The sequence below is a fragment of the Cytobacillus sp. Bac17 genome (assembly GCF_024519925.1).
Taxonomy (GTDB): Bacteria; Bacillota; Bacilli; order Bacillales; family Cytobacillaceae; genus Cytobacillus; species Cytobacillus pseudoceanisediminis.
Map to the genome: position 1 here is coordinate 113,363 of NZ_JALJRC010000013.1, position 14,579 is coordinate 127,941.

Here is a 14,579-nt window from a genome sequence, read left to right on the forward strand (position 1 = left end):
AATAAAAGAAGAGAATACACCCGATTACTTTGAAAGCAGCTTCATTGTACTTCTTTTCATAGTTTTACTCCTAACATCCTGATTCTTTTGTTTTTTTCAAATTGCTATTGATGTCAGGAAGGTCATTCACTTGTGAAAAAGGTGTTCTCAACTAAGTTACCCCTACTACCTGATACGGTAGTAGGGATTCATCAGGTATCCTATACGATTCGAATATTTTTCATTTAATTCCTGTTTTAATTCTGATAACAATAATACTTCCTGCTTTACTCAACACCCAACTCTTCTAAAATACTTTCTAATGTTTTCCCATCATGCTTTTCTTTTGGAGCCGGTGGATTTTCAACAAATTTGTTTTGCAGCTGGTAATTCTTTTGAACAAAGGCGATATCTTTCGCATCAACCGTCCCATCAAAGTTGATGTCAGCCGAACGGTTTTCGGTTTTCCAGGCCTTTTGGATTTCAATGGCGTCTAAAACATCAATGACTTGGTCTTGATTGACATCACCAGCTGTAATATCAATTGGATTAACATAATGATTTTTACCAAAGAGCTTACCTTTGTATTCAAACCCAATATGTTGTTTACTGTGAACCTCAAAGTGACCAGGAATCTTAATCTCCAAAGTATATGGATCCTTGCTTAAAGGAAGTTTTTCTACCCGGTAATTTAATCTATCCTCTACTAAAGAAGTAGCGTCCACTACAGTACTATCGGATTTTATAAATTTCACAGATCCTCCAACCTTTGACCAATCTCTGCTCTCAAGCAGACCGTTATCAGGATTACGGAATCCTTCCGCTAATACATAGCCATAAGCTGAATTATATTGTGGATCGACCTCTATCTTTTGGCCAGCATTTAATAGTGTACTTGTTTCATTTTGACCATTTATTAGAGTAGCAGTAGGATTAATACTAGTGCCAGTAAGGAAGGTTTCATCCGTAATATTAACTGATACTTCCACAACTGCAGTGTGGTCAAATGTCTCATTGGTCCCATTAAAGGTTACCTTCACCTCATCACCATTAACTGCAATTGCAGCTTTGTCGGATATTCCATTGGCAAGCTTGGCATCGATTAATTCCATTGACCCGAACCTATCTTTAAAGTTCCAAGTTACTTCTTTAGCATCACTTACATTATCCAAGATTACTTGAGCTTGAACCGTTTCACCTGTTTTTACTTTATTGATATCACTCTTTACATACGTAACAGGTGTCCCCTCCTTGACAAAGTAATAATCTTTCTGCACTGGTGAATTACCAGCAGAATCAAGTCCATTCATTGTAAATCTCAGTGCTTGTATAGATTCTTCCATAGCTATCTCTTCTGCCCATTTCCCATCTTTATCCATAGCGACAGGACTAGAAGGGAATCCCCATTCTCCCCACTTATAAATGACCGCATTCGATGATTGATCGATTTCGATTCCTGCATTCTGCATTTTTTCCACGAGTGGATCAGTAATCTGAATTTCAAATGGGTATGTTTCCTGCCCTGGTTTGTATTCAAGGAATGGTGATGGACCGTCGAGTGAACTTTCAAAATTCGGATCATCTATATCTATGAAGATGTCACGCGTTTCTTTTGTCACTTTCCCGGATGTACCCGTTGTTACAAATAACAATTTATAGTGACCAGGCTGTGCATAACTCTCTTCTTCTGCAATCGGCTGTTTGGAGTTCCCAGTGAATTCGTAATATCTTCCGTTAAATAGTCCTATTAAAGAAAGATCCCGATCTAGTGGACTGCCTTTTAAATTCACCGTTCCAAGGAAACCTATATCTTTCTCTGTTTCGCCATCTTGAAGGATGACATCCATTGTTTCCGCTGGTGAGCTTAAATTAAATCTAGCCAGAGCACCTAAACGATTATCAATCATCGTTCTTTCTTGATTTAAATATGGCGGTGTTATTGAAGGTGTCAGTAAATCTAAATAGTGTAACCCTTCCTTTGTAATTCTAAAATTAAATGGTATACGGTACTGATCTGATGAATTTTCTTTATTTGTGAGTGTAATGAATCCTTCATATAGACCCACTTTGGCTGTTTTCGGTACCGTTAAGAAGACATTCTGTTTCACTTCTTTATTTGCTTTTACTTTTATACTTTTGCCTGTACTAACGGAAACACCATTTTTACTTAGGCTGTTCGTTCCTTCCGCTGCATTTTCTTCAACAGAAACCGTAAACGTTTTGTTCACATCACTGCTATTTTTGAACCTAATGCTTCGATTTTCACGGACATAACTTCCTTCTGCGCCAAAGTGATTACCAAAGCTGATATCACCGGATGGATTATTAACCGTTACAAAACCAGCACCATCTGGAATGAGGGTTTCATCGGTCACCTGCATTTTCATATCACCGTGAATGGCTTGATAAGGGTCCACTCGGCCAGCCCCCACTTCATACAGGCTATACTCACCATTTAAAGGATCCGCCGTATTCATAAGAATCGTTTTAATATCGTCAGGGTCAAGATCTGGTTTCGAATCTAATAATAAAGCCGCGATTCCAGCTGTATGGGGTGCCGCCATTGATGTTCCTGAAAGACGTGCATAGGCATACTCATAATCTTCCTGATTCTCAGGGTCAATCATATAAGAAGGGTATGCAGAAAGCACACTCACCCCTGGAGCAACGACTTCTGGCTTCATATCATAATTATCATTGACCGGTCCTCTTGAACTAAAGTCTGCCAGTTTATCTCCTTCTGATTGGGTTTCTTTTAAATTTGAGAATGTAAGAGTTGTATCCCCTTGAGTGATCTTCGCTTTTAATTGCTCACCTGCTGCTTTGGTGATAGAGAATGCAGGAACAAATGCAGTCGATTCACCAAGGTTTTGACCAATCTGGCCGTCAACATTGTTATACATAATCACAGCTTGAGCACCATGCTCTTTGGCAAATTTGATTTTGTCAGCCAAGGCAAAATTCCCGCGTTGGACGAAAGCAATTTTTCCTTCAACATTTTTGCCTGTATAATCCTCCTGTGCACCTAAACCTACATCGACAAGTTCAAGGGATTGACCATCCAGTTTAGAAAATTCATCCGCAAAGCTTCTTCCCATACTTACGAGCTCAGTGGACCAATCCTCTGATACACTACCTGTAAACGTAGTCAGCTCAACGGGAACGTCACTCGCTCCAACCGTTAAAGCTAATGCAGCAGTACCTGGTGACCCGACTGTGTTAGAGCCTGGTCCGGAATTCCCTGCAGAAACAACTGCCGTTACACCGTTTAAAACGGCATAATTAATCGCTGTACTCGTTGGATAATTTGGATCATTTACCGCTGCACCTAATGAAAGGTTCATAACATCCATTCCGTCTTCCACTGCTTTTTCAATACCTGCAATAACATCTTCAGAGGTTCCGCTTCCATAAGGCCCCAGCACACGGTACACATATAGGTCGGCGTCAGGTGCTACCCCTATAACAGACACTTCACTGTCATTTTTATTTTGACCTGCGATCGTACCTGAGACATGTGTCCCATGGGATGTATAATAGGTCGAGCCTGTAAAGGGATTGATTTCAGGCTGATTCGAATTTTGCCAATCCTTATAGGATGTTTCCATTGGATCCTTATCATCATCAACAAAATCATATCCACCTTTATAAGCATCCTTTAAATCTGGATGGTTATAATCAATCCCCGTATCAAGAACAGCTACTTTAACACCCTTACCCGTAATCCCTTCCTTATGTAATTCATCAATTTTTAAATAAGGGATACTCTCAACAGAAGTGGTGACTTCTTTTTCAATATCTTTAGGCAGTTCTTTTTGAATAGGATCAACCGTAAAGGTGTGATTTTTATATACAGCATGGACGACAGCTGATTGCAAAAGGAGTGCTACTTGATCGGCTGGCAATGTCATGGCTACACCGTTATAGGCTTTTTTGAACGTATGGGAAATGGAACTTGAGATGCTTTTTGTTTTGGGATTCTCTTTCAGTAAGATATTTTGGATGTCAGCTTTAAACGTTTTATGTTCTTTTTCAACCTCTGCATCGGCTTTCTCTTTTTTCAATTCCTTGCCTTTTAAGGCAGCTTCCAGAACCGCTACTTTACTAGGCTTTGATTTAAACTGGACGATAACGGAGATTTCTTTCTGTGAGGATAGATCTTCGCTTTTGAAGCCTATCAGCCCTCCGTCCGTGTTCAGTTGCAGCTGTTCTAAGGCTTTTCTTTGTTCACTGTTCAAAGTGGATAAGATGTCTTCAGCACTTCGTTCACTTGCACCTGCTTCTGGTATGCTGAAAATTGAAGTTGCAGGTGAAACTAGCAATCCAGCAGACAAGGTAATCACTGCTGTTTTTTTCATTATAGAACTGACTTTCATATGTTTCCCCACTCTCTTTATTATTTTTATTATGCTTAAATACCCTCTCATTAGTGTTTAGAATATTCCAACACTTTCATTCTAGTTCCCTTCCTTCCTATTTACAATCGGGGTTTTTTTGTATGACGAAAGTATTCCTTGCTACGAAAAAAAAGACGATAAATAGGTTTATAGTACGTTTTCTGGTAAATTTATCCCGGTCGCAGCAGTTATGATTTGGGGTAAAGATCTAAATGGATTATCATAAAATCTTTTAATACTTTTCTCACTAAGGCTTAGATCATTTATAATTATCCAAGTGCCTTAGCCTAAACATTGTAAATATGCTATGTGGTGGATGCTCCTATAGAACTTACCTTTTTGATATTCATTCAACAGTTTATCTAACTGTTGACTAAGTCTAATTGTATCCGGGTGATTTAAACCTTTTTTTATACCTGAACGGATCATGCGATTACGTTTAAAGTTATTCTTAATTTCAAGTCTAGTTATATTCATTGCTTTCTCCTGGTTATAGTCTGAATGCAAAATAAGGCTCATTATTAAATAACGAATTAGTTCGGCTTTTGACAAATTACAACGTTAAAAAAATATAAGAAAACTTAATCTATATCGCTGTGAAACTTCAAGTTTACATTTGGCTGCATCAGCAAACGCCATCCTTTCTAATTAGGTTTTAGAAAGGATGGCGTCATTTTTTGGTGCGATGCTTTCTTGAAATCCAAGAATTAAACTGAAGCTAGGATTCTATTTAAAAATAGTAGAGCACCTTTACTATTAGTTATTATCTGGCTCTGTATCGTCATGGTAAGCAGGATCTGTTTGCTCTGCATTAAATGTCCAATCTACTTTTAACTTATCACCTTGGAATTGATTTTGATCTTCTCCATTGTCTACAAATTCAAATAATACGAATATTTTTTCTTTTTCGCCTGCAGGAATGCCATCTGGATATGGACCTGCAAGATTATCTATTTGAGTTAAGTCTGGTTGTTTAGTCTGTAAATCATGTAATGTAGTTTCTACAACAGTGTTAGTTGAACTGCTTGTGTTATACATGATCGTAACTTTGATGTGTTTTGCTAAATCATCCTGATTTGCTTTTCCATCCAATTGGGCATCATCAACGGTGTAACTTGTATCTAACAGTACTTTTCCAATATCTAATGTACCGTTGTTTTCAAGTGTAAATTCACGGTAAATTTCATCACCCGGCTTGATATTGCTAATGTTAACAACTGTACTAGGATTTAGCCCTAAATCCAATGTACCTGCTGCGAATGTGTTCTGGGTTTCGACTGAGTCACTAAAATAGGCAAATGTTCCTCCGCCGATTAATGACAATCCTAATGCTGCACCCATAACACCTTGACTTACCTTCTTTGTAAAACTCATTGTAAATCCCCCTTAAAATATTAAAATTATTATTAAACTCCTATGTATGTGTGTAGATACATGGGAGATATAACCTAAATCATCTTGCATTATTTACTTCCAGCTCTTTTTTCGCACTCAAGATGGTGCGCAATGAAGAAATTACCAACAATATACCCGGTATAATCAACAAAAGAGCTGACCCCGTTTTTGAAGCTGCAAAGTTCAATGCATACCCGATATACGGAATCGTAAAGCCAGTGTACTTTCCAACCACATCTTGTGCGGGAACAGACCATAAATCCAGAGCGTCATTATTATCGCCTTTGGTTTTATACCATGCTTGTCCATCCTCTTGTTTCACATCTGCAATTCTATGGGTAACGATCTTCTCTTCTAACCGGAAAGTAATAATATCACCTTCCTGATAATTAGAATGATCAGTTCCTAACTTGATTGAAATAATAGAACCCGTTTGAAAAGTGGGCTCCATGGAACCTGATAGGACTGCTTTGACTTGATATCCTAAAAAAGTCGGTTCTGAACCAGATATCCTTGAAGAAAGAACAACAAATGCTAAGAAACAGACGACGACCACGAAAGCGAATCCCAAAATACTACTTAGGCATCTCAAAATTATTTTCTGCATGTTCTACCACCTGCTCATTATTATTTGAACTCTGTGATGTCTCTTGATTAGATGACCCTTCAATAAGAGATTTAGAGTTTTCTTGACGTTTCTGGAATTGTGCAGTTTCCTGAGATTTTTCTTCCTTTGATTCCTGAGTTTTTTCTGTATGTTCCGGCGCCTGCTCATTATTATTTAACTTTTTTGTTGCCTCATGTTCAGGTTCAATCTGAATTTCAGTGCTTCCGTTATGTTGTTTCACTTGAGTATTTCCCTGGGAAGCTTTATCTTCTCGTTCCTTTATCTCCACTGAAATAGAGGAGAGGATCATTTCTAGTTTTTGAAAATCTATCTTTTCCCGTACTTCCTTTAACCTGTTTTCTACGTTGAGCAGCCCTTCAGAAACATAATCAAAGGTATGACCATTATCATTAGTTTGGTTATGATAGTCGGAAAGTTCATTATAAATCTGTTGAAGAGCCGTAAATTGCTGATACAGCTCCTTTTCGATAGATTCAACTTTAGTAAATCTATCATGTAACACCTGTAACGATCCTTCTGCTTGAACAGTATTAATCCGTTCATACTCGTGATACATCTGATCTGCAATTTCATCTGCCCTATCTTCTAGTAATTTAATAGTTTCAGGAAAAATAATTGCTGCAGATATTGTTATTGGTTTTGTTGAAACTTGGCTTGAAAAGGAAGCTTCTGTTTCTCCTATTACATGCAGCCCTAAATAAAATGACATGGAACATAAACAAGTAAGTATGATGGCTTTATGAATAGCAGCTTTTTTCATTTTTCACCCCCCTAAGCAAAATGACTTTATAGAAATCATTATTACTCATTTGTCAGAAAATTGTATTGAGAAATTTCCATTACAAAACAACGCTGAAATTTGTCGATTAGACCCGAAAACACTTAAAACACCGCAAAACCCGTCTGAAATTTTCTCAAATTTAATTTCTCTGGTTAATATTGATTTTGCTGAGACTTTTCTGAATAATTCTAATTGTTCCAACAAAAATTCAATAAGGGGTGTGTTTATGAAAAAGAAGAATCAGAATAAGATGAGTAAAAAGGTGGTTATTCCTGCTGTATTGGCTCTTTCAGTGACATTCGGGGGAATAATGCCAACCGTACCAGCTTTTGCAACAGATTCAACCAGCAATTCAACTATTCTCTTTAAAGCTGAAGGATTGAGTAAGCAAGAAGTTGTAAAGGCTTACCTCCAATCAAAAGTGGAAAATCCAGCTGCGAGGTCATTAACCAAAGGAGGGCAATTTAAAATTGTAAGTGAGAAAACGGATCGTGCGACAGGTACATACCATGCACGCACTGTTGAGCAATACAATGGTATTCCAGTATATGGTTCTGGACAAACTGTAGCATTAGATTCGAACAATAACGTATTTGCATCATTTGGCAAGGTCACCCAAACTTTGACTCGTTCAGCCATTCCAACTGAGGCATCCATTTCAGAAGAGCAGGCTATAGAAATTGTCAAAAATGACGTAGAATCAGAGATTGGTGAAGTGAAAAATTATGATGATATAGATTCTGAATTAACGATCTATCCTTATAAAGGCAAGTATTATTTAACCTACCTAGTTAAAGCATCTACTTCTATCCCGGCACCCGGGTACTACCATTACTTTGTGGATGCAGCAACAGGAGAAGTGATCGACAGCTTCAATAAAATTCACAGTGCTGAACCAACGGATCTTTCCCCAGTTACCGCTAGAGGACTGGACGTACATGGCGATATGCAATCTTTCAACGCAGGTAAGGATTCGGAAACTAAAACAAGTTATCTGCATGGTACTTCTGTTGCCAACAGCAATACTGTGCCAATATCGACTTTTGACGCTCGTCGTATAGATGAAACTTTATTCTTAATTTCTTCAGCAATTTTTGGCTTCACGGGATGGGAAGTTTCAACAACCAATACTAGTAACTTTTTTCACAACCCAGCAGCCGTTTCAGCCCATTTCAACTCTGATAAAGTGAACAAATACTATCAAAACGTTCATAAGCGTAACAGCTTAGATGATAAAGGGATGAAATTAATTAATACAGTTCATATTGGGGAAAAGTGGAATAACGCCGGCTGGAATGGAGAACAAATGCTATATGGAGATGGGGACGGAATTGAATTTGGTTCATTTGCAGGTGGTTTGGATATAGCTGGGCATGAAATGACACACGGTGTTATTGAGCATACGGCAAACTTAATTTACGAAAATGAATCGGGAGCGATCAATGAATCAATAGCAGACATCCTCGGTAATTTCGCGGAAATGTACGCAACAGGAGAGGTTGAATGGGATCTAGGAGAGGATAACACCACTCCAAACATTCCTGGCGACGGAGGACTTCGTTCGATGAGTGACCCCGCTTCTAAGAGTGTTAGCACAAAATATATGCCATCAGGGCGTTATCCGGATACCTATCAAGATCGCTACCAAGGTGAATTAGATAACGGTGGGGTTCATATTAACAGCGGCATTAATAATAAAGCAGCTTACTTAATTACTGCAGGCGGTACAAATAACGGAGTAGATATTACAGGCATTGGCAGGACAAAAGCGGAAAAAATCTACTACCGTGCTCTCACTTTATACTTAACGCCAACTTCCGGATTTAAAGAAATGCGTGAAGCAGCTATTCAAGCTGCTCGAGATTTGCATCCAGATAGAAATGGGCAGCCTTCTGCAGAGACCAAAGCTGTTATGGATGCTTATGCTTCTGTAGGAGTAAACTAAGAAACTTACATTTGGCCATGAATGAATTTAGTTCATTCATGGCCTTATTTATTGACATCCCTTTTCACTTTTCTACTTTTCAAAAAACACTGGGTCATTCTAACAACCCACTCAATAACATGATTATGTGCTAATAGTAACTAGTCATAAAGTTGAAAATTGTGGTACTATTGTAAAAATATTATAACTTATTACATAAAGTCATTTAAGTCGCATAAGGAGAGTATCACATGATAGAGGGAGAAATCATTAAATTTTACAGAAAAAAGGCCGGTCTTACCCAGGAACAACTTGGTTTTGGAATTTGCACTCTTTCCTATATCAGCAAGATTGAGCGAGGGCATACAGCTTGTTCTGCAGAGATTATCGAATTACTATCAGAACGTTTGCACCTCGACATAAAGAAAGAAATCCTTCGATTTGAAAACCTGGGGAATCAGCTCAATCAGTGGCATAAGGCCATTGTTATGCGGAGATTAAAAGAAGTAGATGAAATCAATATAGAATTGAAAAAAATCCCTTATATTAAATCTTCGAAATATGCCGCATTATACCAGCTGTTACAGGCAAGGTATTATATCATAAAGATGAATTATAAAAAGACATATTCTATTTTACAGTCTGTACAAAAAGAACACCCCAGCCTCCCCCCTTATGAGAGAAACCTGCTGAAGCATGCATGGGGAATATACTACATATGCAATTGTATTTCATCCAGAACCGAAAATCATCAAAAGGCTATAGAAGTCTTGAAAGAAATAGAAAAGGATGAATATGGAAATCCTGAATACAATTATGATTTAGCCGTTGCTTATCACTGTATCGATTCCAGAGTGATGGCTTATGTGCATGCTGAAAAAGCACTCCGCTATTTTAGAGAAACCAATAATTCCATTATGGCGATCACGGCAGAGTCGCTGATGCTTCTCCAGATTGGAAACGACATACACCTCAATCTAGAAGAGCTAACGGAATCCTATCATAATTTGATTCATCACAGTGAATTAGTGCAAGCCACTGATAAAAAAGGAATGCTATTAAACAATCTTGGGTTTGAACATTTTAGAAGAAAAGATTATGCTCATGCACATAAGTTTTATAAAGAAGCACTTTCTATGACTAATAAGCATTCCACTTCATATCTTCAACGCCTGTACAATTATTTGGAAAGCGGTCTTGCGGGAAAGATAATGCGTAAAACCTCAATATTAAGAAAAGCACAAGAAGGACTTTCCATGGCAAAAAACTTGGAAAACGAATTTTACCATCTATTATTCAAACTTTTTATTTTACTTACAGAGAATAATTTAAATAAGTATTACACCTTCTTAGAGAAAGATGCCCTACCCTATTTTATTACAAATAAGCATACGGTTTTTATAAACAAGTATGCCAAAGAACTATATGATCACTATATGGAAAGCGAAGATTTTCAGAGAGCGGCCCAAATTTCAAAGGTACTTATAGATCCAAATTAGGCTTACGATGAAGATGGCCGGAAAATGATCCGAACTTCTTGAGCTAAACCTTTATTAATGGGATTTAATATAAGTATATTGTTTTAGGAACATTAATGGACTGGGGGAAATCTTCTCTCAGCTAGTTTAGAAAGGGGTATGATCTTTCAAACAGACTTTCCATTAAGATATGGATTTTAGAACGAAATATTATTTTTTGAAAAAGTATTGATCGCCATGCACTATTCTATCTTTGCTGGGTGCATGCGGTTTTTTCGTGCAAGAAAGCAGTAATTAGCACATTCTTACATAGACAATTTGTAATCCCCGTTCAGAGGAAAATTAAACAAACTTTCCCGAATGATGAGGATTATTAATAAATCTGGTATGGAAGGAAGCTAAAACAGGTAATTCCCCTTTTCACTTTCTTCACTAAAACTTTTTCTTTAACAAGCAAGGATAGCTGCCCTCATTGTACAGGGCAGCTTTACTTTAAGTGAGAACATTCACAAAATCTTGTCGGTAAAAACTAATTCCCTGAAAATTATTGATTGATTTTTAAGATTTCTTCTTTTCTATATTAATGACAAGCTCTTAAGAGCATTATAAATTCCATGCTCATTACAACTATCCGTGATTAAATCGGCTTTCTCTTTAACTTCTGTTTCAGCATTTCCCATTGCGACCCCAATTCCTGATAGTTCCATTAGTTCAATATCGTTCATTCCATCCCCGAAAAAAACAATATCTTCCCGCTTAAATCCATTTTGTTCGGCGATTTTCAAAATGGTATTTGCTTTCGAACCTTCTTTAGGAATGACATCTAAACCAAATTTGTGCCAACTCACATATCTGAATTCTTCGATCGCGTATTTTTGAAGATCTTCTTGCTTGCAGAAAAGCATAGCTTGAACAATTGGGTTTCGTTCCCAATACAATCCATCATAGTCAGGGAACGACCATCCTAGACTTTCGTAAGCCTTAATTAACGACTCTCCAGGTTCTTCGAAATGTCTTTTTATTCCGTTCACTGTTTGGAACACAATCTGATCATTGTTTTCCGCTGCAATTTCAATAAGTTTCATAATAGACTCTTTTGATAACATTACTTCATGCGCTAATTCATGACGAACATATCCAAGTGATCCGTTGCATAAAACATATGTTTCAATTTCAAGCTCGTCAACGATGGATTTTGCTGAAGCGTAGTCCCGTCCTGTCGCAATGCAGATGTAATGGCCTTTTTCTTTAAGAGAAACCAAAGCTTGTTTTGTACTGTCGAGAAACTTCATTTCTGTCGTTAATAATGTTCCATCTATATCAAAGACAATAAACTTTTTATGCACTAACTTTCACCACATTCCACTACTATTTTTTATTCAATCTTTACCACCGTGTTAAACACCTTCAAAGCAGGGTTTTTAAACAGAATCTCTCTCCACAATATGATAAGGTATTTTTACTTTTTCTCTAGATTTTTTTATAACTAGGCTAAAAGCTTGCTCACCAATTTTCGTTAACTGATGATCTACTGTAGTAATCCCCATACCAATACCAATTGGCTGATTTTCTTGACCAATGATTGCTAAATCAGCAGGGATTTTTAATTGCTGAGACTTAGCATATAAATAAATACCACCAGCCACTTCATCTCCATTCGCATAGACAGCTGTGGGTCTCTCCGGTAAATGCAGGAAATGCTCCGCTGCTTTATATCCGTCTTCTAAGCAAAGACACCCTGAAATATGATATTTAGGTTGAAATTCACCAAAAACCTCCTTATATGCACCAATCATTTGCTTCGTGCTATTGCTTTCTATCCTAGCTGTTGTGAAAGCTACAGCATAATGCCCTTTGTTTTTTAATAATTGAAAGGCATCTAGATAAGAAGAATAACGGTCCATATAAGAACATCCAATTTCTTTGTGCTGTGTATATTCACAAGAAACGATAGAACCATACCCAGTATACGGAATGATCGTTTCCCAATCATTTGCTCTTGAAGTGATAATGATGCCATCATACAGCTTGCTTTTTAATTTTTTTAAATACTCCACTTCTTTCTCTTTACTATAGATTGAAGGAAGTACCGTAATCGAAAAATCATGCTCTAATGCCTTGTTCAGTATACCGTTTAATATCTGATCAAATGCTGGATTGTTGTTATATGGGAGAATAACGCCTATTGTTCTGGTTTCTCCTCTAATTAAATCAATCGCATTTTTATTTGGCGTATAGTTCATTTCTTCAATAACTCTAAGAACAGACTCTCTTTTATCTCTGGCAACGTGCTTATAATTGTTAAGGACTCTAGAAACAGTAGAGACAGATACACCTGCTAATCTTGCAATGTCTTTAATATTTGTCATCACATACCTCCCACATATATCAGGAATCAAGAGAACCTACACATTTACATCCAATTTCTGAAAAGCTTTTATAAAGTAAAGGAGGTTTCCATTGTATGCCCATCTTATCGCAATCCTGTGTTTTCCTACAATGAGTGTCGAATGTTCAATGTTTCTCATTTCTCCTTTAAACCAAAAAGATTTTTCAACATTTATTGGCTTGGTGCTTATTACATATAATCTTTTATTAGTTAAAAATAAATCACCATAGTAGATATTTTGTACTCCATCAAAGATTTCCAATAACCCTGTAAGGGTATATAGTACATGTTCATCTTGTTGAAGGTTAATCATTCTGTTCATTTCTCTTCTCCCTTCGTTGAAAATCAGCTTACTTTCAATCTAATTTATGAAATGCATTTCAAGTCAATAGAAAAATCAATAATTGCTAAAACAGCTACAAAGAGACGGATTAACTTTTTAATAAAGCTACCCATTATTAAACTAACATGCGCCTTGATTTTATTAGAAAAAAACTGACAAATTTGAAAACCTTTCTTCAATTACCTCTCGGTCCTGGCGGCTTATTTAAAGTTATCAAACTAAAAAACAGTAGGAAACGATTGCCTCCCACTGTTTTTGTAGTTTATTCAGCTGGTTTTCATTAATCTATTGGAATGGTTAACTGATTTCAATTCACTAACTAGTGTAGAGCCTAATAGCAGTATACCACCAAGCATTTGAATAATTGTCATTTGTTCTTGCAGGATAATTGCGGAAATCAATATAGCTACAAATGGGTCAACATAACTTAGCATAGCTATGCTCTGTCCTTTTAATTTTTCCATACCGGAGAAAAATAACCAAAACCCAATCCCTGTGTTGACGACTCCCAATATTAGAATAAAAGGAATAGAAGAACTTGATACTTCAAAGATGCCAAATCCTTCGGTAAGGAAAACATATGGCATTAACAGTAAAGTGGTTGTTCCAAGCTGAATGATGGTCAGCTCTAACTTTCCCATATCTTTAATAAATTTATTTAAAAGCAATAACGCAGCATAAAATGCTGCTGCGATTAATCCAAAGGAAAGTCCAAGAATATCATCTGATTCTGATGCACTCATGCCTTCACCTACAATCATTAACATACCTATGATTGCTGCACCAATACAAACCATTTTTTTAACGGATAAATGTTCCCTAAGGACATAGGGAGATAGAATCATTACAATCACAGGAGCAAAGTAATAACCTAGCGTTGCATTGGCAATTGTCGTATGGTCATACGATTGATAAAGAAAAATCCAATTTCCTCCCAATGCAATACCTGAAAGAATCAAAAATAAAGCATTCGTTTTTACTAAATTCCAAGGTATTTTTTTCTTCATCATGAAGAATACCAGCAATAAAAATATGCATCCCAGGAAACTGCTTAGTAAAGCACTTTCACTCGAAGCTAAATCAATATATCGGACCACCAAACCAATTGTACCGAAAGTAATCATTGATAATATAAACTGAATTTTAGGTTTCATCTTCTGCTCCTGCCCATCTGCGAATCAGCTTGTATTTCGCAGATTCTTATTATGTTTATTTAACTTCATTTTCAAATCTCAGTCGGAATGCAGACCCTTTCTTGGGGCGGA

At 37.0% G+C, this 14,579-nt stretch carries 11 protein-coding genes; 2 read left to right on the forward strand and 9 right to left on the reverse strand.

Annotation, left to right across the window (positions count from 1 at the left end; all coding sequences use genetic code 11):
• Nucleotides 1-266 precede the first annotated feature (266 nt).
• The 5 genes from NR125_RS16295 to NR125_RS16315 form a co-directional block, all read right to left on the reverse strand.
• Nucleotides 267-4,337, reverse strand: a complete 4,071-nt coding sequence (locus tag NR125_RS16295) for a S8 family serine peptidase (protein ID WP_256815711.1) — start codon at nucleotides 4,335-4,337, stop codon at nucleotides 267-269.
• 321 nt (nucleotides 4,338-4,658) lie between these two features.
• Nucleotides 4,659-4,895, reverse strand: a complete 237-nt coding sequence (locus tag NR125_RS16300; RefSeq protein ID WP_306219834.1) for an aspartyl-phosphate phosphatase Spo0E family protein — start codon at nucleotides 4,893-4,895, stop codon at nucleotides 4,659-4,661.
• A gap of 237 nt (nucleotides 4,896-5,132) precedes the next feature.
• Nucleotides 5,133-5,750 (reverse strand): TasA family protein, encoded by a 618-nt coding sequence (locus NR125_RS16305; RefSeq protein WP_009334048.1) that lies wholly within the window; start codon nucleotides 5,748-5,750, stop codon nucleotides 5,133-5,135.
• Between the two features lie 79 nt (nucleotides 5,751-5,829).
• Nucleotides 5,830-6,378 carry a signal peptidase I SipW gene (sipW, locus tag NR125_RS16310; protein WP_009334047.1) on the reverse strand — a complete coding sequence of 183 codons (549 nt, stop codon included), beginning with the start codon at nucleotides 6,376-6,378 and terminating at the stop codon, nucleotides 5,830-5,832.
• Complete coding sequence (locus NR125_RS16315; protein ID WP_009334046.1) at nucleotides 6,347-7,159, reverse strand: DUF4047 domain-containing protein; 813 nt, start codon at nucleotides 7,157-7,159, stop codon at nucleotides 6,347-6,349. The genes sipW and NR125_RS16315 overlap by 32 nt, the downstream gene beginning before the upstream one ends.
• A gap of 271 nt (nucleotides 7,160-7,430) precedes the next feature.
• Between NR125_RS16315 and NR125_RS16320 the strand changes: the two genes are divergently transcribed.
• Both NR125_RS16320 and NR125_RS16325 read left to right on the forward strand, forming a co-directional pair.
• Entirely contained in the window at nucleotides 7,431-9,125 is a 1,695-nt protein-coding gene (locus NR125_RS16320) for a M4 family metallopeptidase (protein WP_372675463.1), read from the forward strand.
• 230 nt (nucleotides 9,126-9,355) lie between these two features.
• Nucleotides 9,356-10,603, forward strand: coding sequence for a helix-turn-helix domain-containing protein (locus NR125_RS16325; protein ID WP_071158860.1), 1,248 nt, complete (start codon nucleotides 9,356-9,358; stop codon nucleotides 10,601-10,603).
• A 554-nt stretch (nucleotides 10,604-11,157) separates the two neighbouring features.
• On the opposite strand, the gene NR125_RS16330 is transcribed toward NR125_RS16325, so the two are convergent.
• The 4 genes from NR125_RS16330 to NR125_RS16345 all read right to left on the reverse strand — a co-directional run bounded on the left by NR125_RS16330 (nucleotide 11,158) and on the right by NR125_RS16345 (nucleotide 14,468).
• On the reverse strand, nucleotides 11,158-11,928 hold the full coding sequence (locus tag NR125_RS16330; protein WP_256815713.1) for a Cof-type HAD-IIB family hydrolase: 771 nt from the start codon (nucleotides 11,926-11,928) through the stop codon (nucleotides 11,158-11,160).
• A 75-nt stretch (nucleotides 11,929-12,003) separates the two neighbouring features.
• A complete protein-coding gene (locus NR125_RS16335) occupies nucleotides 12,004-12,951 on the reverse strand; it encodes a LacI family DNA-binding transcriptional regulator (protein WP_071158862.1) in 948 nt (315 codons plus the stop codon).
• 36 nt (nucleotides 12,952-12,987) lie between these two features.
• The gene (locus NR125_RS16340) at nucleotides 12,988-13,293 is read right to left on the reverse strand and encodes a hypothetical protein (protein ID WP_071158864.1); all 306 of its coding nucleotides are present in this window, start codon (nucleotides 13,291-13,293) and stop codon (nucleotides 12,988-12,990) included.
• A 287-nt stretch (nucleotides 13,294-13,580) separates the two neighbouring features.
• On the reverse strand, nucleotides 13,581-14,468 hold the full coding sequence (locus NR125_RS16345; protein ID WP_009334040.1) for a DMT family transporter: 888 nt from the start codon (nucleotides 14,466-14,468) through the stop codon (nucleotides 13,581-13,583).
• Nucleotides 14,469-14,579: the final 111 nt, after the last annotated feature.